This is a genomic window from Streptomyces atriruber (genome assembly GCF_001418325.1).
Classification (GTDB): Bacteria; Actinomycetota; Actinomycetes; order Streptomycetales; family Streptomycetaceae; genus Streptomyces; species Streptomyces atriruber.
On the sequence record NZ_LIPN01000052.1, the window covers coordinates 45,397 to 69,085 of the forward strand.

The 23,689-nt window shown below is 70.7% G+C and carries 16 protein-coding genes; 4 read left to right on the forward strand and 12 right to left on the reverse strand.

The window, feature by feature from the left end:
• Positions 1–106: 106 nt before the first annotated feature.
• Positions 107–301: a DUF3046 domain-containing protein gene (locus AOK03_RS05980; protein WP_055564104.1), complete on the reverse strand. Its 195-nt coding sequence runs from the start codon at positions 299–301 to the stop codon at positions 107–109.
• Positions 302–381: 80 nt separating this feature from the next.
• Here AOK03_RS05980 and AOK03_RS05985 point away from each other — a divergent pair, with 80 nt between their 5' ends.
• Together AOK03_RS05985 and AOK03_RS05990 are read left to right on the forward strand one after the other, a co-directional pair.
• Positions 382–1,347 carry a hypothetical protein gene (locus AOK03_RS05985; RefSeq protein WP_055564105.1) on the forward strand — a complete coding sequence of 322 codons (966 nt, stop codon included), beginning with the start codon at positions 382–384 and terminating at the stop codon, positions 1,345–1,347.
• 89 nt (positions 1,348–1,436) lie between these two features.
• On the forward strand, positions 1,437–6,122 hold the full coding sequence (locus AOK03_RS05990; protein WP_055564106.1) for an ATP-dependent helicase: 4,686 nt from the start codon (positions 1,437–1,439) through the stop codon (positions 6,120–6,122).
• Between the two features lie 99 nt (positions 6,123–6,221).
• Here the strand turns inward: AOK03_RS05990 and AOK03_RS42430 are convergent, their stop codons facing one another.
• On the reverse strand, positions 6,222–6,428 hold the full coding sequence (locus AOK03_RS42430; RefSeq protein WP_157868868.1) for a hypothetical protein: 207 nt from the start codon (positions 6,426–6,428) through the stop codon (positions 6,222–6,224).
• A gap of 225 nt (positions 6,429–6,653) precedes the next feature.
• On the opposite strand from AOK03_RS42430, the gene AOK03_RS05995 reads away from it, so the two are divergent.
• Both AOK03_RS05995 and AOK03_RS06000 read left to right on the forward strand, forming a co-directional pair.
• The gene (locus tag AOK03_RS05995) at positions 6,654–7,454 is read left to right on the forward strand and encodes an Fpg/Nei family DNA glycosylase (protein ID WP_055564107.1); all 801 of its coding nucleotides are present in this window, start codon (positions 6,654–6,656) and stop codon (positions 7,452–7,454) included.
• Between the two features lie 103 nt (positions 7,455–7,557).
• Positions 7,558–8,361, forward strand: coding sequence for an SDR family NAD(P)-dependent oxidoreductase (locus tag AOK03_RS06000; RefSeq protein ID WP_055564108.1), 804 nt, complete (start codon positions 7,558–7,560; stop codon positions 8,359–8,361).
• Here the strand turns inward: AOK03_RS06000 and AOK03_RS43800 are convergent.
• The 10 genes from AOK03_RS43800 to AOK03_RS06045 all read right to left on the reverse strand — a co-directional run bounded on the left by AOK03_RS43800 (position 8,309) and on the right by AOK03_RS06045 (position 23,438).
• Positions 8,309–8,665, reverse strand: a complete 357-nt coding sequence (locus tag AOK03_RS43800; protein ID WP_425264356.1) for a hypothetical protein — start codon at positions 8,663–8,665, stop codon at positions 8,309–8,311. The two genes, AOK03_RS06000 and AOK03_RS43800, sit on opposite strands and share 53 nt — an antisense overlap.
• Before the next feature lie 217 nt (positions 8,666–8,882).
• Entirely contained in the window at positions 8,883–9,353 is a 471-nt protein-coding gene (locus AOK03_RS06005; RefSeq protein WP_055564109.1) for a Dps family protein, read from the reverse strand.
• Between the two features lie 173 nt (positions 9,354–9,526).
• Positions 9,527–9,901, reverse strand: a complete 375-nt coding sequence (locus AOK03_RS06010) for a helix-turn-helix domain-containing protein (protein ID WP_055564110.1) — start codon at positions 9,899–9,901, stop codon at positions 9,527–9,529.
• A gap of 109 nt (positions 9,902–10,010) precedes the next feature.
• Positions 10,011–10,634: a CinA family protein gene (locus AOK03_RS06015; RefSeq protein ID WP_244177501.1), complete on the reverse strand. Its 624-nt coding sequence runs from the start codon at positions 10,632–10,634 to the stop codon at positions 10,011–10,013.
• A complete protein-coding gene (gene pgsA / locus AOK03_RS06020; RefSeq protein WP_055564111.1) occupies positions 10,631–11,329 on the reverse strand; it encodes a CDP-diacylglycerol--glycerol-3-phosphate 3-phosphatidyltransferase in 699 nt (232 codons plus the stop codon). Before pgsA ends, AOK03_RS06015 begins: the two co-directional genes overlap by 4 nt.
• Positions 11,326–12,807 (reverse strand): 30S ribosomal protein S12 methylthiotransferase RimO, encoded by a 1,482-nt coding sequence (rimO, locus tag AOK03_RS06025; protein WP_055564112.1) that lies wholly within the window; start codon positions 12,805–12,807, stop codon positions 11,326–11,328. The genes pgsA and rimO overlap by 4 nt, the downstream gene beginning before the upstream one ends.
• Positions 12,808–12,945: 138 nt before the next feature.
• Positions 12,946–13,851 (reverse strand): helix-turn-helix domain-containing protein, encoded by a 906-nt coding sequence (locus tag AOK03_RS06030; protein WP_055564113.1) that lies wholly within the window; start codon positions 13,849–13,851, stop codon positions 12,946–12,948.
• Between the two features lie 206 nt (positions 13,852–14,057).
• Positions 14,058–16,856 (reverse strand): DNA translocase FtsK, encoded by a 2,799-nt coding sequence (locus tag AOK03_RS06035; RefSeq protein ID WP_055564114.1) that lies wholly within the window; start codon positions 16,854–16,856, stop codon positions 14,058–14,060.
• A 146-nt stretch (positions 16,857–17,002) separates the two neighbouring features.
• A complete protein-coding gene (locus AOK03_RS06040) occupies positions 17,003–17,686 on the reverse strand; it encodes a response regulator (RefSeq protein ID WP_055564115.1) in 684 nt (227 codons plus the stop codon).
• Between the two features lie 244 nt (positions 17,687–17,930).
• Positions 17,931–23,438: a HAMP domain-containing protein gene (locus AOK03_RS06045; RefSeq protein ID WP_107097930.1), complete on the reverse strand. Its 5,508-nt coding sequence runs from the start codon at positions 23,436–23,438 to the stop codon at positions 17,931–17,933.
• Positions 23,439–23,689: the final 251 nt, after the last annotated feature.

Sequence of the window (23,689 nt, forward strand, 5' to 3'; positions counted from 1 at the left end):
TCTCGCCCACGCCGCCGCCTGCCGGTCGCCACCCTCGCATCTTGGGACGGGCTTGGGACGGCGCACGCGCGCGTGGCGCCCTCCGGCGCCACCGAACCGTCCGTAGTCAGCGCTTTTCGGCGGGTACGTCCATCGCCGTGCACACCGCGCGCCAGACGTCCTTGGCCTCCCAGCCCGCTTCCAGCGCTTCGTGGACCGTACGCCCGCCCAGTTCCGCCATCACGTGATCGCGCGCGAAGGAATCGGCGTACCCCGCACCGAAGTGGGCCGCCATCCGCTGCCAGAAGACCGTCAACCGCATGCCTCCAGTATCACGCCCCTGAGGGGGCAGCCGGGCGCAGGGGGCTCGCCGAGAACGCTTTCCGTCCTACGGTTCGGTGCATGGCCGAAACCGGAGCATCCCCCGAGGCTGTGCCCTCCCCCGACGCGGCGCTCTCCCCGCTCGCCCGCGCCGAGCACTTCGTCTGGCTCACCGCGCGCGTCCTGGAACAGCGACGGTTCGCGTACCACTTCCTCGACGGGGCGGGCGGCGACCCCGCCGCGGACGCGGTGGAGACCGCCCTGACCTCGTACGCCACCGCGGACGGCGGGTACGGCTTCGCGCTCGAGCCCGATCTGCGCGGGCCCGTGAGCCAGCCGCTGCACACCGGGCACGCGCTGGGCGTGCTCGACTCGATCCGCCGCTGCGGCGGGCAGCGGGTGGAGCGCGTCTGCCGGTATCTGACCTCCGTGTCGACACCCGAGGGCGCCCTTCCCGCGATCCATCCCAGCCAGCGCGGCTACCCCTCGGCGCCGTTCGTGCCGATCCTGGACGACCCGCCCAGCGAGTTGCTCGCCACCGGCCCCGTGGTGGGCCTCCTGCACCGCAACGAGGTGTGGCACGCCTGGCTCTTCCGGGCAACGGACTTCTGCTGGGCGGCCGTCGAATCGCTCGAGAGGTCGCATCCGTACGAGATCCGGGCCGCCATCGCGTTCCTGGACGGCGTACCCGACCGCCCACGCGCGCGCGGCGCCGCCGACCGCCTGGGGCGTCTCGTGCGCGAGCAACGACTCGCCGCGCTGGACCCGGCGGACCTCGACGCCTATCCGGTGTCGCCCGGCTATGCGCCGGCAGAACACCACTTCCCGCACGACTTCGCGAAGGTTCCCGAGTCGCTGGCGCGCTCGTGGTTCACCGACGCGGAGATGGAGCGCTCGCTCGACTTCCTGGCCCGGGACCAGGAGGCGGACGGCGGCTGGCCGGTGCGCTGGCGGCAGTGGGCGCCGGGCACGGCCCTGGAGTCGCGGCCGATCGTCACCATCGAGGCGCTGCGCACGCTCCGGGCGTACGGGCGGCACATCGACTGAGGGAGCCCCTCAGGGGCACGGGGGGGGGACGCGCAGCCTCTTTTCCGCAGGTCGGCGCCGATGTCAGTGGCGGGGTGCACGATGGGGTCATGGTCAGCTCCGCGTCCAGTGCCCCCGGCGCCCCCAGCGCTCTCGACGGATTTTCCGCCGCGACCCGCGGCTGGTTCACGGGTGCCTTCTCGGCGCCCACCTCCGCCCAGGCCGGGGCGTGGCAGGCCATTTCCGAGGGTTCGGACGTGCTGGTCGTCGCGCCCACGGGCTCCGGAAAGACCCTGGCCGCGTTCCTCGCCGCCCTCGACCAGCTGGCATCGACGCCACCGCCCGCGGACGCGAAGAAGCGCTGCCGGGTGCTGTACATCTCGCCGCTGAAGGCGCTCGCGGTCGACGTGGAGCGCAATCTGCGCAGCCCGCTGACCGGCATCCGGCAGGAGGCGGTGCGCCTCGGCATGCCCGAGCCTGAGGTGCGGGTCGGCATCCGTTCGGGTGACACCCCGCCCGCCGAGCGCCGAGCGCTGTCGACGCGCCCGCCGGACATCCTGATCACCACGCCCGAGTCGCTCTTCCTGATGCTCACGTCAGCCGCGCGGGACGCGCTGACCGGCATCGAGACAGTGATCCTCGACGAGGTGCACGCCGTCGCGGGCACCAAGCGCGGCGCCCATCTCGCCCTGTCCCTGGAGCGGCTCGACGAACTGCTGCCGAAGCCCGCGCGCCGCATCGGGCTTTCGGCGACAGTGCGTCCGGTGGACGAGGTGGCGCGCTATCTGTCCCCGAAGCGCAAGGTGGAGATCGTCCAACCGACGTCCGGCAAGGAGTTCGACCTGTCGGTGGTCGTTCCGGTCGAGGACCTCGCGGAGCTCGGCGGGTCCCCGGTCAGCGACTCCGGAGAAGGCCCCGGGGCGGAGGCGGAGCGCCCGTCGATCTGGCCGCACGTCGAGGAGCGCATCACGGACCTCGTGCAGGCCCATCGCTCGACGATCGTGTTCGCCAACTCCCGCCGCCTTGCCGAGCGCCTGTGCAACCGCCTCAACGAGATCGCGTACGAGAGAGCGACCGGCGAGGCGCTCCCCGAGGACCACTCCCCAGCGGAGCTGATGGCGGAGTCGGGCGCCGCCAAGGGCGCCCCGCCGGTCCTGGCCCGCGCCCACCACGGCTCGGTCTCCAAGGAGCAGCGCGCGCAGGTCGAGGAGGACCTGAAGGCGGGCAGGCTGCCGGCCGTCGTCGCCACGTCCAGTCTGGAGCTGGGCATCGACATGGGCGCGGTCGACCTGGTCGTGCAGGTCGAGTCGCCGCCGTCGGTGGCCTCCGGGCTCCAGCGCGTGGGCCGGGCGGGCCACCAGGTGGGCGCGGTCTCGACGGGCGTCGTCTTCCCGAAGTACCGGGGGGACCTCGTCCAGGCCGCGGTCGTGACGGAGCGGATGCGGACCGGCTCCATCGAGTCCCTGCGCGTCCCGGCCAATCCGCTGGACGTGCTGGCCCAGCAGCTGGTCGCGATGGTCGCGCTCGACACCTGGCAGGTGGACGACCTGCTGGCGGTGGTCCGCCGCGCGGCCTCCTTCGCCTCCCTCCCGGAATCCGCGTTCACGGCCGTCCTGGACATGCTCGCGGGGCGCTATCCCTCCGACGCCTTCGCCGAGCTGCGGCCGCGCGTGGTCTGGGACCGTGTCGCGGGAACGGTCACCGGGCGGCCGGGTGCGCAGCGCCTCGCGGTCACCTCCGGGGGCACGATTCCCGACCGGGGTCTCTTCGGGGTCTTCCTTGCGGGCGCCGACCCGAAGAAGGGCGGCGGCCGCGTCGGAGAGCTCGACGAGGAGATGGTCTACGAGTCCCGGGTCGGTGACGTCTTCACCCTCGGCACGAGCTCGTGGCGCATCGAGGACATCACACGCGACCGGGTTCTCGTCTCCCCCGCTCCCGGCGTCCCGGGCCGGCTCCCCTTCTGGAAGGGCGACCAGCTGGGCCGCCCGCTCGAACTGGGCCGCGCCCTCGGCGCGTTCCTCCGCGAGGTCGGCGCGTTGTCGCAGGAGGACGCGCGCGGGCGCCTCCTCGCCACGGGGCTGGACGCGTGGGCCGCCGACAACGTCCTGGCGTACCTCGGCGAGCAGCGCGAGGCCTGCGGGCACATCCCCGACGACCGCACCATCGTGGTCGAGCGGTTCCGCGACGAACTGGGCGACTGGCGGGTCGTCGTGCACTCCCCCTTCGGAGCCCAGGTGCACGCTCCGTGGGCCCTCGCCCTCGGTGCCCGCCTCACCGAGCGGTACGGCATGGACGCGCAGGTCATGCACGCCGACGACGGCATCGTGCTCCGGCTCCCGGACGCCGACCTGATGGGTCTCGACCTGCTCGACCAGGAGCCCAGCGCACCCCCTGTGGAGTACGACGCCGACAAGCCCCCGGTGGGCGCCGGTGACGTCACTTTCGACAAGGGCGAGGTCAATCAGATCGTCACGGACCAGGTCGGCGGCTCGGCGCTGTTCGCCTCGCGCTTCCGTGAGTGTGCCGCCCGCGCGCTGCTGCTGCCGCGCCGCAGCCCCGGCAAGCGCACCCCGCTGTGGCAGCAGCGCCAGCGCGCCGCCCAGCTCCTGGAGGTGGCCAGCGAGTTCGGCTCCTTCCCCATCGTCCTGGAGGCGGTCAGGGAGTGCCTCCAGGACGTCTTCGACGTACCGGGCCTCACCGAGCTGATGGGCGACATCGAGTCCCGCCGCGTCCGCCTCGTCGAGATCACCACGCCCGAGCCCTCCCCCTTCGCCCGCTCCCTCCTGTTCGGGTACGTGGCGCAGTTCTTGTACGAGGGCGACTCCCCCCTGGCCGAGCGGCGCGCGGCAGCCCTCTCCCTCGACTCCAGGTTGCTCGCGGAGCTCCTCGGCCAGGCGGAACTGCGCGAGCTGCTCGACGCTGACGTCCTGGCGGAGCTGGAGCAGGAGCTCCAGTGGCGCACCGAGGACCGTCGCGTCAAGGACGCCGAAGGCGTCGCCGACCTGCTGCGGCTCCTCGGCCCGCTCACCGGGGCCGAGTTGACCGAGCGGGGAGCCGAACCGGACTGGGCGGAGGAGCTCGCGGCCGCCCGCCGTGTGATCCGGGTCCGCATCGCCGGAACGGACCACTGGGCGGCGATCGAGGACGCGGGCCGCCTGCGCGACGCCCTGGGCACCGCCCTCCCCGTGGGCGTCCCCGAGGCCTTCACCGAGCCGGTCAAGGACCCCTTGGGCGACCTCCTCGCCCGCTTCGCCCGCACGCACGGCCCGTTCACGTCCGCCGCGGCCGCGGCCCGTTTCGGGCTCGGGGCGGCGGTCACCGAGGGCGCGCTGCAACGCCTCGCGGCGAACGGCCGCGTGGTGCAGGGCGAGTTCCACCCGGCAGGCATCGGCCAGGAGTGGTGCGACGCCGCGGTGCTGCGCCGCCTGCGCCGCCGTTCCCTCGCGGCTCTGCGGCACGAGCTGGAACCGGTGCCGCCCGCCGCCCTCGCCCAGTTCCTGCCCCAGTGGCAGCACCTGAGCGGGCACGGTCTGCGCGGCATCGACGGTCTGGTGCGCGCCATCGAGCAGTTGCAGGGCGCCACGGTGCCCGCCTCCGCCCTGGAGAAGCTCGTCCTGCCCTCGCGCGTGATGGGCTACAACCCGGCGATGCTCGACGAACTGACCGCGGCCGGTGAGGTCGTCTGGGCCGGCGCCGGGTCCCTGCCGGGCAAGGACGGCTGGGTCTCCCTCTACCTGGCCGACACCGCGCCGCTGCTCCTGCCGCCCCCGCACCCCCTGGAGCTCACCGCGCTGCACCAGTCGGTCCTGGACACCCTCTCCGGAGGGTACGGCCTCTTCTTCCGCCAGATCGCCGACCAGGTCCGCGCCACCACGCACCCGGACGCCCTGGATCCGCAACTGGCCGACGCCATCTGGGAACTGGCCTGGTCCGGCATGCTCACGAACGACACCCTCGGCCCGATGCGCTCGCTCCTGGGCTCCGGCCGCACCGCAGGATCCACGGCCCACCGTGCCAAGCGCGGCGTCCCGCGCGGGCGCTACGGCAGCCTCACCGCGGCCGCCCGCACCGCCTCCCGCACCGGCCCTCCCACCGTCGCGGGCCGCTGGTCGCTGCTGCCTCCCCGCGAGCCCGACCCGACCCTGCGCGCCCACGCCCTGGCCCGCGCCCTCCTGGACCGGCACGGCGTCGTCACGCGCGGCGCGGTCGCCGCCGAAGGGGTCGAGGGCGGCTTCTCGGCGACGTACCGCGTTCTGTCCGCCTTCGAAGACAGCGGTCAGGCGCGTCGCGGCTATGTCGTCGAAGGGCTGGGCGCCGCGCAGTTCGCGATGGACGGCGCGGTGGACCGCCTGCGCGCCACCGCGAACTCCCGCGACCGCGCGGACGGTGCGCGCCCCTCGGACGCCCAGGCCGCGGTGGTCCTGGCCGCCGCCGACCCCGCCAATGCGTACGGGGCCGCGTTGTCCTGGCCCGAGCCGCCGAACGGCGCGAGCCACAAGCCGGGCCGCAAGGCGGGCTCCCTGGTCGTCCTGGTCGACGGCGAGCTGACGCTCTACATGGAGCGCGGCGGCAAGACGCTCCTGGCCTGGCCCGCCGCCCCGGACGAGCCGATCGCCGACGACCCCCGGCTGCACGCCGCCGCCGAAGCGCTGGCCTCGGCCGCCCGAGCGGGCTCGCTCGGCACGGTCACGGTGGAGCGCGTCAACGGCTCCGCCGCCCTGACGTCCCCCTTCGCCCCACTCCTGGAAGGAGCCGGTTTCCACGCCACCCCGCGCGGGCTGCGGCTGCGCGCGTGAGGGACCACGCGCCGACAGCCGACCGGTCACCCAGCCCCCGAGCCCCGGGCGCGGGCCCAGGCACCAGGCCCAGGCACCGGGTGACCGGTCGGCGTCATCTCAGCTTCCGTGGTTCTCCAGTGGCGCGACGTCTTGGTTGCGGTCCAGCGGCACGACAGTCTGATGACGCTCGGGCGGGACTACGGTCTGATGGTTGTCCAGCGGCGCGACGGACGAATGGTTCTCTGCCATGGCAGGCGTCACCACAGCACCGAGTACGCCCACGGTCAGCGCGCAGGCGGCGAGTGTCTTCCTCAAGCGGGTCACTGCAACTCCTCTGTCCAGAAGGGGATGTCCGTATGAAGCCCGGCGACGGCGCCCTGCCGTGACATCCGGCAGCATCGGGCACCGGCCGTGCTCCAGCAGTCTCAGCGCCCCTCTGGTTGTCCCGCAGCCCCCGACCGCGCTGGTAGACAAACCAACCGTGTCCTTCCGGACCCGCCCCGGTAACCACCGAAGGCCTCCCCGCCCCCGCCATGCCACCCTGGACCCATGCCCGAAGGTGACACCATCCACCAGGCGGCCCGGCGCCTGCACGTCGCCCTCGCCGGGCACACCCTCACGCGCTCCGACCTCCGCGTGCCCAAGCTCGCGACGGTCGACCTCACGGGACGCACCGTCCTGGACGTCACCCCGCGCGGAAAGCACCTCCTCACCCGCGTCGAGGGCGGGCTCACGCTCCACTCCCACCTACGGATGGACGGCTCCTGGCGGGTGTACGCCCCAGGCGAGCGCTGGCGCGGCGGCCCCGGACACCAGATCCGGGCGATCCTCGGCACCGCCGAGCGCACCGCCGTCGGTTACCGCCTGCCCGTCCTGGAACTGCTCCGCACGACCGACGAGGACAAGGCCGTGGGCCACCTGGGCCCCGACCTGCTGGGCCCCGACTGGGACCCGGAGCGCGCGCTGGGCAACCTCCTGTCCGCGCCCGACCGCGCCCTCGGCGAAGCCCTCCTGGACCAGCGCAACCTCGCGGGCATCGGCAACATCTTCAAGAGCGAGCTCTGCTTCGCCCTGGGCGTCACGCCCTGGCTGCCCGTCGGCGAGCTCACCGAGGAGACCGCCGCCCGCGTCCCCGTCCTCGCCAAGAAGTTCCTGGAAGCCAACCGGAACCGGCCCAACCGCACCACCACAGGCCTCGACCGCCCAGGACAGCGCCTCTACGTCTACGGCCGGGCACCCCGCCCCTGCCTGCGCTGCGGCACCTCGATCCGCGCGGCCGAGCAGGGCGACGGCTCCCGCAGCCGCCCCACGTACTGGTGCCCCACCTGCCAACAGGGCCCGACCCCCTGAACCTCAAGACCGCCCCCCCACACGCACTAGCAACAGCACCTAGCAACAGCACACAACGCCAGACCAGTTGACGCCCCGTCAGAGCTCGCCGTACCGTCCCGTCATGCCCGTCAAGGCGTACGACCTCACCGGACGCACCGCATTCATCACCGGCGCCGCCAGCGGCATCGGCCGCGCAACGGCCCTGCTCCTCTCGGAGGCGGGCGCCACCGTGCACTGCGCCGACCGCGACGAGCAGGGGCTCCAGGAGACCGCCGCCCTCATCGCCAAGGCAGGCGGCACCGCCCACACGTACCTCTTGGACGTGACCGACCGCGCGCAGGTCGACCGGGCAATAGCCACGGCGGCAGCAACACCCACCGGCCCGGACGGCACCCCGACCGCCCCCCGCCTCGACATCACGGCCGCCATAGCAGGCGTGATGCACAGCAGCCCGGTCCTGGAGACGCGCGACGAGGACCTCGACCGGGTCCTGAACATCAACTTCAAGGGCGTCCTGTACGTCTGCCAGGCCGCGGCACGCACCATGATCGACGCGGGCTCGGGCGGCAGCATCATCACCATGGCATCGGGCGCCGTCGACACCGGTGCCCCCGGACTCCTCTGCTACGGCGCGGCGAAAGCGGCCGTGGTCCAGCTCTCCAAGACCCTGGCCACGGAGCTCGGCCCGCACGGCATCCGCGTCAACGTCGTCGCACCCGGCTGGATCCGTACTCCCATGACGACCCGCTACGACACCGAGAAGCAGGCCCACACCGAACGCACCATGCTGCGCATGTCACCGCTCGGCCGCGTGGGCGAACCGGACGACATCGCACAGGCCGTCCTGCACCTCGCGTCGGACGCCGCGTCCTTCACGACGGGCCAGATCCTCCGCCCGAACGGCGGCGTCGCCATGCCCTGGTAGCCCGCACCCTGACGGCCCGCACCCGCCCCGCCGAAACGGCCGCCTTCCCCCACCACGCGAGGGCCGTGCGCTCCCCCGGCCACCGCAATTCCCCGTCGGGCCGCCGCGCGTGACGCTCGGGACCGGCCCCTCGTGCCGCCCTCGCCTCGCCCAGCGCGCGGGCCTTGGGCACACAGTGCACGGGCAGCACGCTCAGCCCCCACCCACCGGCCGCGACCGCCCCTTCCAGGACCCCCGCGTCGGGCGAGAAGGCGAGCCGCAGCACGCCCCACCACCAGAGGGCGCCGAGCGCCAGGAGGGGCACCCATCGCACGGCCCGCCATGTCACGGCCGCCCCGCTCACGGTTGCCACAGATGCCACCTCCCGCCCAACGCGAGATCGACGCTAAACGCCGGGGTTCACTCCCTGGGAGGGCGCACCGGCGGCGCTGGAAGCACCCGGCAGCGCCGAGAGCACCACGGCGCACGAACGGCGACGTCAACCCCTGCGCCGCCCCACGGGCAGCGGACACCCGGAGGGGTCAGCTGTTCTCCGCCTGGAACATCCAGTGGTGCTTCTCCAGGTCGGCCGTGATGCCGATGAAGATGTCCTGGCTGACCGGGTCCGCCTCACCGGTCGCCTCGACGCGCTCACGCATCCGCGTGATGACCGCCCCGAGCGCCTCCACGAGCGTCCCGACCGCGTCCACGTCCTTGACCCAGCCCTCGGGGACCTTCCCGATGCCGCTGCTCTGCGACACCGTGGCCGCGCGCCCGTCGGGCGAGACACCGAGCGTGGAGGCGCGCTCCGCAACGGTGTCCGAGTGCTGCCTGGCGGTGTCCACGACCTCGTCGAGCTGCAGGTGCACGGAGCGGAAGCGCGGGCCGACCACATTCCAGTGGATCTGCTTGGCCACCAGTGACAGGTCGACCAGGTCCACGAGCGCACCCTGCAGGGCCTCCGAGACCGTCTTCAGATCCGCATCGGACAGCGGGCTCTTCACGACGTACATCTGTCTCCTCCAACACACGAGCGAATGAGGTAAATCCCAACCAACCATGTCATAAATTAACCAAATAGGTCGATTCGCGGATGGCCGGACAACCTCTGACAACACAGAAGCCCCGACCGGGTACCCGGTCGGGGCTTCCACACACTTCTCGGCTGCTCAGCAGCAGCTCGGCATCACGCGGCGACGACGTCGACCGCCTCCGCGGGTGCCTTGATCGTGACCCGTTCCGGTGGCACGCCGGCCACGGACACGGAATTGAGCATCGAACGAACCGGTGCGCGCACCGGCTCCGGGACTGCTGCAGACTCAGCCAGCTCGGCGAGCGACAGTTCATCGCTCACTTCACGCATGAGCTCGGACATCCGTACGTCAAGCGCGTCGCAGATCGCGGAAAGCAGCTCGGAGGAAGCCTCCTTCTGCCCCCGCTCCACCTCGGAGAGATAGCCGAGCGAGACTCGGGCGGACGAGGAGACTTCGCGCAGAGTACGGCCCTGGCGCTGGCGCTGCCGACGCAGCACGTCACCAAGCAGGCGACGGAGCAGAATCATCGGTGGCTCCCTCCTCGGACCGCGTAGCCGCATCCTTCACGCCCCACCGTACCGCCTCGCGCGGCGGCCGTGCGGGGAGCGATGTCGTGTTCACTCAGGGCTGCAAACATCAATTCCCCCCGTTCTGTTCCGTATCCTGTGCCCGCCCATTCCCGGAACGTTCTCCGGTCAGCTGCTCGTGAAGCAACGTGAGCACGCTCCGTACACTCTCCATACGGATTTCCGAACGGTCGCCGTTCAACCGCAGGGCGGCCACTTTCCCACGGGCTCCGCCATCGGCGTAACCGCGCATGCTTTCGAAATCGGACACCGGGGCGGCGATATTCGGCCCCGTGACCGCGCCGTCCGGTCCCGCAACCGCCACGTACACGGTCCCGACCGGCCGGCCGTCCTGCGGTTCGGGCCCGGCGACCCCGGTGGTCGCGATCCCCCAGTCCGCGCCGAGAACCCGGCGCGCACCGTCCGCCATCTGCCGCGCGACCTCGGGATCCACGGCCCCGCGCTGGTCCAGCAGAGTGCCGTCGACGCCGAGCACGTCCCGCTTCAGCTCGGTGGCGTACGCGGTCACGGACCCCCGGAAGACCTTCGAGGCCCCCGGCACCGACGTGATCCCCGCGGCCACCAGCCCCCCGGTCAGCGACTCGGCGACGGCGAGCGTCTCCCCGCGCGCGGCCAGGAGCCGCACGAGAGCGCTCGCCTGCACCTCGGCGGCCGGGAGCCCGGGGGACGTCACTTCGCGGCCTCCCGCGCGGACTCCGCGGCTTCCGCACGCGCCTCGGCCATGCCCTGCCTGCGCAGCACGACGGCCTGCTTCACGTAGTCCAGCCCGGTCACCACCGTCAGCACGACGGCGACCGCCATCACCCAGAAGCGCAGGGTCGCGAGCGGCCCGGTCAGCGCGAGAACGTACATCCCGACGGCCGTGCCCTGCGCCAGCGTCTTCATCTTTCCGCCGCGGCTGGCCGGAATGACGCCGTAACGGATCACCCAGAACCGCAGCAGCGTGATCCCGAGCTCGCGCCCGAGGATCACTCCGGTCACCCACCAGGGCAGATCGCCGAGCCAGGACAGACAGATCAGCGCCGCCCCCATGATCGCCTTGTCGGCGATGGGGTCGGCGATCTTCCCGAAGTCCGTGACCAGGTTGTACGTGCGCGCCAGGTGTCCGTCGAAGAGATCGGTGATCATGGCCACGGCGAAGGCGGCCCAGGCGAACGAGCGCCAGGCCGGGTCGTACCCGCCGTTGCCGAGCAGCAGCATCACGAAGCCGGGCACGAGCAGCAGCCGGACCATGGTCAGCAGGTTCGCGACGTTCCACAGGCTGGCCTGATTGACCGCCGCGGCGCCCAGCTTCCCGCCGCGCACCGGCTTGGCGCTCGAAGCGCCCTGAGCGCCGGAGCCGCCCGCGGGTGCCGGGACTCCTGTCATCTGCGGACCTCCTCGAGACACTCGGCCACCAAGTCCACGCCCTCCGTGCCGACGACCTTTGCCACGACCATACGGCCGACCTGCAGGCCGTCCCCACCCGTGGCGCCCGTCAGGCGGATCTGGCCGTCGGTCTCGGGGGCCTGGTGCGCGGCCCTGCCGAGCGGGCCCTCCTCCTCGTCGAGGGATTCGACGAGGACCTCGACGGTCTCGCCGAGCCGCTCGTCGGCGCGCTGCGAGGTGAGCTCCTCGGCGAGCCGCGCGATGTGCGCGAGCCGCTCGTCGACGACGTCCTGGTCGAGCTTCTCCTCGTACGTCGCCGCTTCGGTGCCCTCCTCGTCGGAGTATCCGAAGACGCCGATGGCGTCGAGGCGCGCGCCCGTCAGGAAGCGCTCCAGCTCCGCGAGGTCCGCCTCGCTCTCGCCGGGGAAGCCCACGATGAAGTTGGACCGCACGCCGGCCTGCGGCGCCTTGGACCGGATGGTGTCCAGGAGCTCCAGGAAGCGGTCGGTGTCCCCGAAGCGCCGCATGGCGCGCAGGACGCCGGGAGCGGAGTGCTGGAAGGACAGGTCGAAGTACGGGGCGACCTTCTCGGTCGACGTGAGGACGTCGATGAGGCCGGGCCGCATCTCGGCGGGCTGCAGATAGCTGACGCGCACGCGCTCGATGCCGTCGACGGCGGCCAGCTCGGGCAGGAGCGTCTCCAGGAGCCGGATGTCGCCCAGGTCCTTGCCGTACGAAGTGTTGTTCTCCGAGACGAGCATGACCTCCTTGACGCCCTGCTCGGCGAGCCAGCGGGTCTCACCGAGGACGTCGGAGGGGCGGCGCGAGATGAAGGAGCCGCGGAAGGAGGGGATGGCGCAGAACGAGCAGCGCCGGTCGCAGCCGGAGGCCAGCTTCACCGAGGCCACGGGGTTGGTGCCGAGGCGGCGGCGCAGCGGGGCGCGCGGCCCGGACGCGGGCGCGACCCCCTCGGGAAGGTCCTGGGGGGCCGGGGCGGGCTCGGCGGGGCCGTGGCCCGGAAGGGCGACGGCGGCCTGGGCGTCCTGGCGCTCCGCGGGGCTGATCGGCAGCAGCTTGCGCCGGTCGCGCGGGGTGTGGGCCTCGACGCTGCCGCCGCTGAGGATCGTCTGCAGACGGCCGGAGATGTCGGCGTAGTCGTCGAACCCGAGCACGCCGTCGGCCTCGGGCAGGGCGTCGGCGAGCTCCTTGCCGTACCGCTCGGCCATGCAGCCGACCGCGACGACGGCCTGGGTCTTGCCGTGACCCTTCAGGTCATTGGCTTCGAGGAGGGCGTCGACGGAGTCCTTCTTGGCGGCTTCGACGAAGCCACAGGTGTTGACGACGGCGACGTCCGCGTCCTCGGCGTCCTCGACGAGCTGCCAGCCGTCCGCCTCCAAGCGGCCTGCGAGCTCCTCCGAGTCCACCTCGTTACGGGCGCAGCCAAGGGTGACAAGGGCGACGGTGCGGCGTTCGGGCATGGTCTCAAGACTACTTCGTCCGCGCCCGGGCCCCGGCCGCCAGGGTTACCCGGCGGTCGGCCCAGGGCCGCCGACCCGTCATCCAGCAGTCACCGCGCCTCGTACGGAACCGCTGGTCAGCGGCGCAAGGGAGGGCTGTCAGCCGACCTCGGGGTCGCCCTTCGTGTAGGTGAGGCGCTCCACTTGGCCGGGCTCGAATTCGTTCTCGACCTGCTTGCCGTTCACATACAGCTCGATCGCTCCGGCATCGCCGAGGACGAGGTCGACCTTCTGCTTGTCCTGGAACGTCTTGTCCTGGCCCTGCTCGAGAACGCCGTCGAAGAGCGTGCGCCCGCTGTGGTCCTTCGCCGAGATCCAGCTGCGGCCGTCCGCGGCCTGGACCTTGACCGTGACCTTGTCGCGCGGGACCCCGGCGATGGCACTGTCCGAGGGGTCGGGCTTGGGGTCGGCGGGCTTGGTGGGCTTCGGCTTCTCGGCGGACTTGGTGGGAGCCGGGGTGGAGCCTTCGGCGACCGACTTGGAGCCGTCGTCGCTGTCGTCGCCGCCGTTGAACGCGGTGAAGCCGACGAAGCCGATCACCGCGACGATCGCGGCGACCATGGCCGCGGTCCAGTTCGGACGACGCGGTTCGGAGCGGATGCGCTCGGCCTCGAAGAGGGGCGCGGCCGGTGTGGGCGCGGGCGGATGGCCGCCGTGGCCCTCGTCGTACTGGGCGACCAGTGGGGTCGGGTCGAGGCCGACGGCGCGGGCCAGCGTCCTGATGTGGCCGCGTGCGTACACATCGCCGCCGCATCGGGAGAAGTCGTCCTGTTCGATCGCGTGCACGATCGGGACGCGCACTCGGGTGGACGTGCTCACTTCGTCGACGGTCAGACCTGCGTCGATGCGGGCCTGCTGCAGGACGCGGCCGATCGAGGGCCGTTCCTCGGCCGGGCGGTCGGCCGCCCGGCTCTCGTCTGCCGGACTCTCGTCCGTGACGCGGTCGGTGCGGTCGAGGCGGTCGTCCGAAGGTCGGTCGTCTTCAGGGGAGTTACCGATGGACACGGGGGCGCCTTTCGAGCGTGTAGCCACCTGCCGGAGGTTCAGTTTAGGGGGGTCTTGAAAGGGTGGGGCAACCGGGCGGACGGACTTTGTACGCCATCAGAATGGCCGGACATCCTGATGGTGGGACATCGTGCTCTTCTCTCCCTCAACTTGACGTATGCCGAAGAGAAACGGTTGCCTGCCCTTCCCTTACGGGTGAGCCTCGCTCACCCTTCCGGGTGAGCCTCCCCGCGGATCACCGCGAGCACTCCGTCCAGCTCATCAGGTTTCACAAGAACGTCACGTGCCTTGGAGCCCTCGCTGGGCCCCACGATGGAACGCGATTCCATCAGGTCCATGAGTCTGCCGGCCTTGGCGAAGCCGACGCGCAGCTTGCGCTGCAGCATGGACGTGGACCCGAACTGTGTGGAAACCACCAGCTCAGCGGCCTGGCACAGCAGATCCAGGTCATCGCCGATGTCCTCGTCGATCTCCTTCTTCTGCTTGGTCCCGACGGTGACGTCGTCCCTGAAGACGGGCGCCATCTGGTCCTTGCAGTGCTGGACGACCGCGTGGATCTCGTCCTCGGTGACGAAGGCGCCCTGCATACGAGTGGGCTTGTTCGCACCCATCGGCAGGAACAGTCCGTCGCCCTTGCCGATGAGCTTCTCCGCACCCGGCTGGTCGAGGATGACGCGGCTGTCGGCGAGCGAGGAGGTCGCGAAGGCGAGCCGGGAGGGCACGTTCGCCTTGATCAGGCCGGTGACGACGTCCACGGAGGGGCGCTGGGTGGCAAGCACGAGGTGGATGCCGGCCGCGCGCGCCAGCTGCGTGATGCGCACGATCGAGTCCTCGACGTCGCGCGGGGCGACCATCATGAGGTCGGCGAGCTCGTCGACGATCACGAGCAGGTACGGGTAGGCCTTGAGCTCGCGCTCGCTGCCCTCGGGCGTCTTGAGCTTGCCCTCGCGCACGGCCTGGTTGAAGTCGTCGATGTGGCGGTACCCGAACGCCGCGAGGTCGTCGTAGCGCAGGTCCATCTCGCGGACGACCCACTGGAGCGCCTCGGCGGCCCGCTTGGGGTTGGTGATGATCGGCGTGATCAGGTGCGGAATGCCCTCGTACGCGGTGAGCTCGACGCGCTTGGGGTCCACCAGGACCATCCGTACGTCCTCGGGCGTCGCTCTTATCATGATCGACGTGATCAGGCAGTTGATGCAGGACGACTTGCCGGATCCGGTGGCTCCGGCCACCAGGATGTGCGGCATCTTCGCCATGTTGGCCATCACGTAGCCGCCCTCGACGTCCTTGCCGAGCGCGACGAGCATGGGGTGGTCGTCCTCGGCCGCGTCGGCCAGCCGCAGCACGTCTCCCACGTTGACCATCTCACGGTCGGTGTTCGGGATCTCGATGCCGACCGCGGACTTGCCGGGGATGGGGGAGATGATCCGGACGTCCGGGGACGCGACCGCGTACGCGATGTTCTTGGCCAGGGCCGTGATCTTCTCGACCTTCACGGCGGGGCCGAGCTCGATCTCGTAGCGCGTGACCGTCGGACCGCGCGTGAAGCCGGTGACGGCCGCGTCGACCTTGAACTCGGTGAACACGTTCGTCAGCGAGTCCACGACCGCGTCGTTCGCCGCGCTGCGGGTCTTGCCGGGGCCGCCGCGCTCCAAGAGGTCGAGCGAGGGCAGCGAGTAGGTGATGTCCCCGGAGAGCTGGAGCTGCTCGGCGCGCGGCGGCAGCTCCCGGTGGGTCTCGGGCGCGGACTTGGTGAGGTCCGGCACGGGGCCGTCGGAGCCGCCACCGGGCGTCTGCGGCTTCTTCTTGAGCTTGCCGGGCACCGGCGCGTCCGTGGCGCGCGCGGGCGGTACAGGCGCGCTGTGCTCCCGCTCCTCGCGCTGTCCGCGCTCCTCCCGCTCCCCGGAGACGCCCTGCGTCAGATCGGCGACCAGCGGCGAGGGAGGCATGCCGTGCATCACGGCGCCGTCCAGGGCCGCGGCCGCGGCGGCCGCCACGTCCACGGCGTCCATCGGCCGGTCCATGTCCGGCTGTACGGGGGCCCTGCGCGGCCTGCGGCGCTTGGTGAGCGCCTCTTCCTCGGCCAGGTCCGGGTCGTACGCGTCGGGGGCGGCGCTGCGCCTGCGCGCGGGGCGTGCGGGCAGCGCCTCGCGCCACTGCTCGTCGTAGCGCTCGTCGTCGTCCGTGAATTCGTGCGCCTCGGGCTCCGGCTGGATCACGCCGAGCTTGACCCCGAGCAGCCGCAGCCGCTGCGGGATGGCGTTGACGGGCGTCGCCGTGACGACGAGCAGCCCGAAGACGGTGAGGAGCACCAGGAGCGGCACCGCGAGGATCTCGCCCATGGTGAAGATCAGGGGTGTGGAGGCGCCCCAGCCGATCAGGCCGCCGGCGTCCCTTATCGCCTGCATGCCGTCGCTGCGCGCCGGTGAACCGCAGGCGACGTGGACCTGACCGAGGATGCCGATGACGAGGGCGGACAGGCCGATCACGATGCGGCCGTTCGCCTCGGGCTTCTCCGGGTGCCGGATGAGGCGTACGGCGATGGCGCCCAGCAGCAGCGGCACCAGCAGGTCGAGACGGCCGAACGCGCCGGTCACCAGGACCTCGACGAGGTCGCCGACCGGGCCGCGCAGATTCGACCAGGTGCCCGCCGCGACGATCAGCGCGATGCCGAGCAGCAGGAGCGCGAGACCGTCCTTGCGGTGGGCCGGGTCGAGGCCCTTGGCGCCCCGCCCTATGCCGCGGAACATCGCGCCGACCCCGTGCGCCAGGCCCAGCCAGACGGCGCGCACGAGCCGGTACACGCCCCCTGTGGGGCTGGGCGCCGGCTTGGGCGCGGGCTTCTTGGCAGCGGCCTTCTTGGCCGGTGCCTTCTTCGCGGGCGCCTTCTTTGCCGCGGTCTTCTTCGCGGGCGGTCTGGCAGCGGCCTTCTTCGCCGGAGCCTTCGTCGGCGCGGCCGCCTTCTTCGCGGGCGTCTTCTTGGCTGCGGACTGACGTGAGGCCATGGGTGTGAGGTTACCGGTGCGGGCCACTGCGGACACGTGTGCCCACTGCTTCACCCGTTCGTGTCGCCTCTGCGGAGGCGGAGAACTGACGGTGATTCACCGGGTGCCCGCGGCACGAAACCTCGCCAGTGAGGCTTCGCGCCGCGTCAGTTCTGCGAGGGAACCGAAGGGGCGCCGGTGCCGGTGCCCGGCTCCAGCGCGTCAAGAGCCCGTCGCAGACCGGTGAGTTTGCGTTCGAGATGGGCGGCGGTGGCCACCGCCGCCGCGTCCGCCGACTCGTCGTCCAGCTGCTTGGACAGCGCCTCGGCCTGCTCCTCGACCGCGGCGAGCCGCGCCGACAGCTCGGCGAGCAGCCCCGCGGGCTCCTTCGCGTCACCGGCAGCGGCCTTGCCGCCGCCCTCCAGCTGGAGCCGCAGCAGCGCCGCCTGCTCCCGCAGTTGGCAGTTCTTCATGTACAGCTCGACGAACACCGAGACCTTCGCGCGCAGCACCCACGGGTCGAAAGGCTTCGAGATGTAGTCCACAGCGCCCGCGGCGTACCCGCGGAAGGTGTGGTGCGGCCCGTGGTTGATGGCGGTGAGGAAGATGATCGGGATGTCCCGGGTCCGCTCCCGCCGCTTGATGTGCGCCGCGGTTTCGAAACCGTCCATTCCTGGCATCTGGACGTCCAGCAGAATGACTGCGAAGTCGTCCGTGAGTAGTGCTTTGAGCGCTTCCTCCCCGGACGATGCCCGCACCAGTGTCTGATCGAGCGCAGAGAGGATGGCCTCCAGCGCCAGCAGATTCTCCGGCCGGTCATCGACCAGGAGGATCTTGGCCTTCTGCACCATGGCCCGCCCTCCTCGCCCCGGCGAAACACCGGGCGCCGCCCCAGAGGACGACTCCCTTGCGCCGCCCGTCCTTGTGCCGGTCATGGTAGCCGCACCCCGCCTGTCGCCACACCCTGTCACCGCGATGTCACTGTGCACGTAGCAGAAACGCGGTGGGAGACCAGAAGGTTCCCCGAATACCGCGGTTCTACACGACCTCCGCCACACTCTGTCAGCAACTCCGTGTGACGAAGCCGGTTCTCGGTCACTGTGCGCGCATCCACTGCTCCATGACCGACAACAGGTGATCCGGGTCGACCGGCTTCGTAACGTAATCGGAAGCTCCGGAGTCGATCGCCTTCTCCCGGTCGCCCTTCATCGCCTTCGCGGTGAGCGCGATGATCGGGAGCCCGGCGAACTGCGGCATCCTGCGGATCGCCGTCGTCGTCGCGTACCCGTCCATCTCGGGCATCATGATGTCCATCAGAACAACCGTCACATCGTCGTGCTGTTCCAGCACTTCAATGCCTTCACGGCCGTTCTCCGCGTACAGCACCGCCAGACCGTGCTGTTCCAGGACGCTGGTGAGTGCGAAGACGTTGCGGATGTCGTCGTCGACGATCAGCACCTTCTCGCCGCCGAAGTGGAAACCGGGCCGCGCCGCGGCCGGTGTCTCCTGGCCCGTGGACGGCCACGGCTCCTGCGCCCGCTGCTCCTCCTGGGCTCCGCCCACCGGCTGGCCCGGCAGCGCCGAGGGCTCCTGCGGGGGCGCGGAACGGCGCCGCCTGCGGAAGAGCGACGAGGTCCCCAGCGGCTCCTCGCGGCGCGCCGGAGCGGCCTCCGGCTGTGCGGTGCCCTCGGCGGCGGGAGCCTCCTCCAGGGCGGGCAGTTCGCGCGGCTGGGGCGAGGGCGCCAGCTGCGCATAGCCCTGGGGCGGCAGTTCGCTCGGGTGCAGCGGCAAATAGAGCGTGAACGTGGAGCCGCGTCCCGGCTCGCTCTGCGCATGGATCTCACCGCCGAGCAGTCGCGCGATCTCCCGGCTGATGGAGAGGCCGAGGCCGGTGCCGCCGTACTTCCTGCTGGTCGTGCCGTCCGCCTGCTTGAACGCCTCGAAGATGACGCGCATCTTGCTGGCGGCGATGCCGATGCCGGTGTCCGTCACCGAGAAGGCGATCAGGTCGGCGTCGGCGTCGCGCAGCGAACCCGCCTCCAGGAGCTGCTCGCGGATCGCGTTGGGCACGTCGTTGTTGGCGTGCCGGATCACCAGCTCGACCGCTCCGGAGTCGGTGAACTTCACCGCGTTCGACAGCAGGTTGCGCAGCACCTGCAGCAGGCGCTGCTCGTCCGTGTGCAGCGTCGCGGGCAGCTCCGGGGACACACGTACGGAGAAGTCGAGTCCCTTCTCCGCGGTCAGCGGCCGGAAAGTGGCCTCTACGTAGTCAACGAGTTGGACCAGGGCGATGCGCGTCGGGGAGACGTCCATCTTGCCCGCCTCGACCTTCGACAGGTCGAGGATGTCGTTGATGAGCTGCAGCAGGTCCGAGCCCGCGCCGTGGATCGTCTCGGCGAACTCGACCTGCTTGGGGGTGAGGTTCGCGTCGGCGTTGTCGGCGAGCAACTTGGCCAGGATCAAGAGGGAGTTGAGCGGCGTACGCAGCTCGTGCGACATGTTCGCGAGGAACTCGGACTTGTAGCGCATCGAGACCGCGAGCTGCTCGGCCCGCTCCTCCAGGACCTGCCTGGCCTCTTCGATCTCGGTGTTCTTGACCTCGATGTCACGGTTCTGCTGGGCCAGCAGCTCGGCCTTGTCCTCCAGCTCGGCGTTCGAGTCCTGAAGGGCCTTCTGCCGGTTCTCCAACTCGGCCGAGCGCTCCCGCAGCTGCTCGGTCAGCTCCTGCGACTGCTTGAGCAGCACCTCGGTCTTGGTGTTGACGCTGATGGTGTTGACGCTCGTCGCGATCATCTCGGCGATCTGGCTGAGGAAGTCCTTCTGGATCTGCGTGAAGGGCTGGAAGGCGGCCAGCTCGATCACCCCGAGCACGGTCCCCTCGAAGAGCACGGGAAGCACGATGACCTGCGCGGGCGGCGCCTCCCCGAGACCGGACGCGATCCGCAGGTAACCGGAGGGCGCGTTCTCCACGAGGATGGTGCGCCGCTCCTTCGCGGCCGTCCCGATGAGCGTCTCGCCGGGCCGGAAGGACGTCGGCATCGACCCCATCGAGTAGCCGTAACTACCGAGCATGCGCAGCTCGTACGCGTCCTCGTGATCGCCCCCGAGATCCTGCCCGTCGTCCGTGGGCATCGCCAGGAAGAACGCGCCGTGCTGCGCGGAGACCACCGGCGTCAGCTCGCTCATGATCAGCGAGGCGACGTCGTCCAGATCGCGGCGGCCCTGCATCAGGCCGGAGATCCGCGCGAGGTTGCCCTTGAGCCAGTCCTGTTCCTTGTTGGCGAGGGTGGTGTCGCGCAGGTTCGCGATCATGGTGTTGATGTTGTCCTGGAGGACCTGGATCTCGCCGGCCGCGTCGACCTCGATCTTCAGGTTGAGGTCGCCCCGGGTCACCGCGGTGGCGACCTTCGCGATGGCGCGCACCTGACGGGTCAGGTTCCCCGCCATCTCGTTCACGGACTCGGTGAGGTCGCGCCACGTGCCGTCGACGTCCCGCACCCGCGCCTGACCGCCCAGCTGGCCCTCGGTGCCCACCTCGCGGGCCACCCGCGTCACCTGCTCGGCGAACGACGACAGCTGGTCGACCATGGTGTTGATCGTGGTCTTGAGCTCCAGGATCTCGCCCCGGGCGTCGATGTCGATCTTCTTGGTCAGATCGCCCTTGGCGATCGCGGTGGTCACCATCGCGATGTTGCGGACCTGGCCGGTCAGGTTGGACGCCATCGAGTTCACGGACTCGGTGAGGTCCTTCCACGTACCGGAGACCCCCGGCACGCGCGCCTGGCCGCCCAGGATGCCGTCCGTGCCCACCTCGCGGGCCACCCGCGTGACCTCGTCGGCGAACGAACTCAGCGTCGTCACCATGGTGTTGACCGTGTCGGCGAGCTGCGCGACCTCGCCGCGCGCCTCGACCGTGACCTTCTTGGTGAGGTCGCCGTTGGCGACCGCAGCCGAGACCTGGGAGATGTTCCGAACCTGGCTGGTCAGGTTGTTGGCCATCAGGTTGACGTTGTCGCTCAGGTCCTTCCAGATGCCCGTGACGCCCGGCACGCGCGCCTGGCCGCCCAGCTGGCCCTCGGTGCCCACCTCGCGGGCCACCCGCGTCACCTGCTCGGCGAAGGACGACAGCTGGTCGACCATCGTGTTGACGGTCGTGACGAGTTCGAGGATCTCGCCCTTCGCGTCGACGGTGATCTTCTTGGAGAGGTCGCCCATGGCGACGGCCGTCGTGACCTCGGCGATGTTCCGCACCTGCAGGGTGAGGTTGTTCGCCATGCCGTTCACGGACTGGGTGAGGTCCTTCCAGGTGCCCGAGACGCCCTGGACCTCGGCCTGACCGCCGAGGATGCCGTCCGTGCCCACCTCGCGGGAGACCCGGGTGACCTGCTCGGCGAAGGCGGACAGCTGGTCCACCATCGTGTTCAGGGTGTTCTTCAGCTCCAGGATCTCGCCGCGCGCGTCCACGTCGATCTTCTGGGACAGGTCACCGCGGGCCACCGCCGTCGCGACCTGCGCGATGTTGCGGACCTGCGCGGTGAGGTTCCCGGCCATGCCGTTCACGGAGTCCGTCAGATCGCGCCACACACCGGCCACACCGGGCACCTGCGCCTGCCCGCCGAGGCGCCCCTCGGTGCCCACCTCGCGGGCGACCCGGGTCACCTGGTCCGCGAACGCGGAGAGCTGGTCGACCATCGTGTTGATGGTGTTCTTCAGCTCCAGGATCTCGCCGCGCGCGTCGACCTCGATCTTCTGGGACAGGTCACCGCGCGCCACCGCAGTCGTCACCTGCGCGATCTGACGCACCTGCGACGTCAGGTTCCCCGCCATGAAGTTGACGGAGTCCGTCAGGTCCTTCCACGTACCGCTCACGCCGTCCACGCGGGCCTGACCGCCGAGGCGCCCCTCCGTACCCACGTCGCGCGCCATCCGCGTGACCTGGTCGGCGAACGACGACAGCTGGTCCACCATCGTGTTCACGGTGTTCTTCAGCTGGAGCATCTCGCCGGAGACGTCCACGGTGACCTTCTGCGACAGGTCGCCGTTCGCCACCGCCGTCGTCACCTGGGCGATGTTCCTGACCTGCCCGGTGAGGTTGCGGAAGGCGGTGTTCACCGAGTCGGTGAGGTCCTTCCACGTACCGGCCGCGCCCTGCACCTGCGCCTGGCCGCCGAGCTCACCCTCGACACCGATCTCCCGCGCCACACGCGTCACTTCGGAACCGAAGGCCGACAGCTGGTCCACCATCGTGTTCACGGTGTTCTTCAGCTCGAGCATCTCGCCCGCGACATCGACCGTGACCTTCTGCGACAGATCGCCGTTCGCCACCGCCGTCGTCACCGTCGCGATGTCCCGCACCTGCGTGGTGAGGTTCCGGAAGACCGTGTTGACCGAGTCCGTCAGGTCCTTCCACGTCCCGGCGGCACCCGGCACGTTCGCCTGACCGCCCAGCTGCCCCTCGGCACCGACCTCGTTCGCCACCCGGGTGACCTCGTCCGCGAACGTACGCAGCGTCTCGGTCATCTGGTTGATGGTCTCGGCGAGCTGGGCGACCTCGCCGCGCGCGCTCACCGTCACCTTCCTGGACAGGTCACCGTTCGCGACCGCCGTCGTGACCTCGGCGATGCCGCGCACCTGGGCGGTGAGGTTGCCTGCCATGAGGTTCACCGAATCGGTGAGGTCCTTCCACACGCCCGCCACACCCGGCACCTGCGCCTGGCCACCGAGCTCGCCCTCCGTGCCGACCTCCCGGGCGACGCGCGTCACCTCGGACGAGAACGACGAGAGCTGGTCCACCATCGTGTTGACGGTGTTCTTCAACTCCAGCATCTCGCCGGCGACATGGACGGTGACCTTCCGCGACAGGTCGCCCTTGGCCACGGCCGTCGTCACCAGCGCGATGTCCCGCACCTGTGCGGTCAGGCGGTACGCCATGGTGTTCACGGAGTCCGTGAGGTCCTTCCACGAACCGGACATGCCGCGCACCCTGGCCTGCCCGCCGAGCTTGCCCTCGGTGCCGACCTCGCTGGCCACGCGCGTGACCTCGTCCGTGAAGGTGGAGAGCTGGTCGACGAGGTTGTTGACCGTCCGCCCGACCTTCAGGAACTCGCCGCGCAGCGGATGACCGTTCCCGTCGGCCCCCGGCGCCCGCAGCTCCATGCGCTGCTCCAGGTCGCCGTCCGCCACCGCGGAAAGGACCCGGCCGACCTCGGAGACCGGACGTACGAGATCGTCGACCAGCGCGTTCGACGCGTCGATCGCGGCCGCCCACGAGCCCTCGCTCGCGCCGCCCTCCAGCCGCTCCGTGAGTTTTCCCTCACGTCCGACCATCCGCCGCACCCGAGACAGCTCACCCGTCAGATGCAGATTCCGGTCGGCGACCTCATTGAATACGGCGGCGATCTCCGACATGACGTCGTCGCCGGAGACCGTGAGCCGCTTGCGGAAATTGCCGTCCCGCATCGCCACCAAGGCCGCCAGGAGCCTGTTCAGAGCCGCCGCATCCACGGACGCCGTCGTCCCGTTGCGCGGTTTGCGCTGTTTGTTCAGGGACTGTCCGTCTTTCGCGCGCGTCTTAGTGCCCCGCGTCGCTGCGCCAGACTCCACTGTGTCCCTCCCGCAAGGGTCGACCGGTACTGCTCGGGTTGTTCTGCCCTGTCTCCATGAAGCTTGCCCAGTGTTTCACCATGGCCGAACCAGGCCATAACAGTTCGGCAGCTTCGCACACCGTCCGCACACCCTCCGGGCGGAAACACTGACGACCGGCATCAGCATGGACGGCGAAGGTAAGTAACCTTGCATCCGGCTGTCCAACCACCCCGGTCCTGCCCGGCCTGGGCGGTGGTACACGAAACAAG

What these genes read in the sequence shown, in the direction of transcription:
- AOK03_RS05980 (WP_055564104.1), bottom strand. Translation starts at nt 301, where the DNA reads ATGCGGTTGACGGTCTTCTGGCAGCGGATGGCGGCCCACTTCGGTGCG.
- AOK03_RS05985 (WP_055564105.1), top strand. Translation starts at nt 382, where the DNA reads ATGGCCGAAACCGGAGCATCCCCCGAGGCTGTGCCCTCCCCCGACGCG.
- AOK03_RS05990 (WP_055564106.1), top strand. Translation starts at nt 1,437, where the DNA reads ATGGTCAGCTCCGCGTCCAGTGCCCCCGGCGCCCCCAGCGCTCTCGAC.
- AOK03_RS05995 (WP_055564107.1), top strand. Translation starts at nt 6,654, where the DNA reads ATGCCCGAAGGTGACACCATCCACCAGGCGGCCCGGCGCCTGCACGTC.
- AOK03_RS06000 (WP_055564108.1), top strand. Translation starts at nt 7,558, where the DNA reads ATGCCCGTCAAGGCGTACGACCTCACCGGACGCACCGCATTCATCACC.
- AOK03_RS06005 (WP_055564109.1), bottom strand. Translation starts at nt 9,353, where the DNA reads ATGTACGTCGTGAAGAGCCCGCTGTCCGATGCGGATCTGAAGACGGTC.
- AOK03_RS06010 (WP_055564110.1), bottom strand. Translation starts at nt 9,901, where the DNA reads ATGATTCTGCTCCGTCGCCTGCTTGGTGACGTGCTGCGTCGGCAGCGC.
- pgsA (WP_055564111.1), bottom strand. Translation starts at nt 11,329, where the DNA reads ATGACAGGAGTCCCGGCACCCGCGGGCGGCTCCGGCGCTCAGGGCGCT.
- rimO (WP_055564112.1), bottom strand. Translation starts at nt 12,807, where the DNA reads ATGCCCGAACGCCGCACCGTCGCCCTTGTCACCCTTGGCTGCGCCCGT.
- AOK03_RS06035 (WP_055564114.1), bottom strand. Translation starts at nt 16,856, where the DNA reads ATGGCCTCACGTCAGTCCGCAGCCAAGAAGACGCCCGCGAAGAAGGCG.
- AOK03_RS06040 (WP_055564115.1), bottom strand. Translation starts at nt 17,686, where the DNA reads ATGGTGCAGAAGGCCAAGATCCTCCTGGTCGATGACCGGCCGGAGAAT.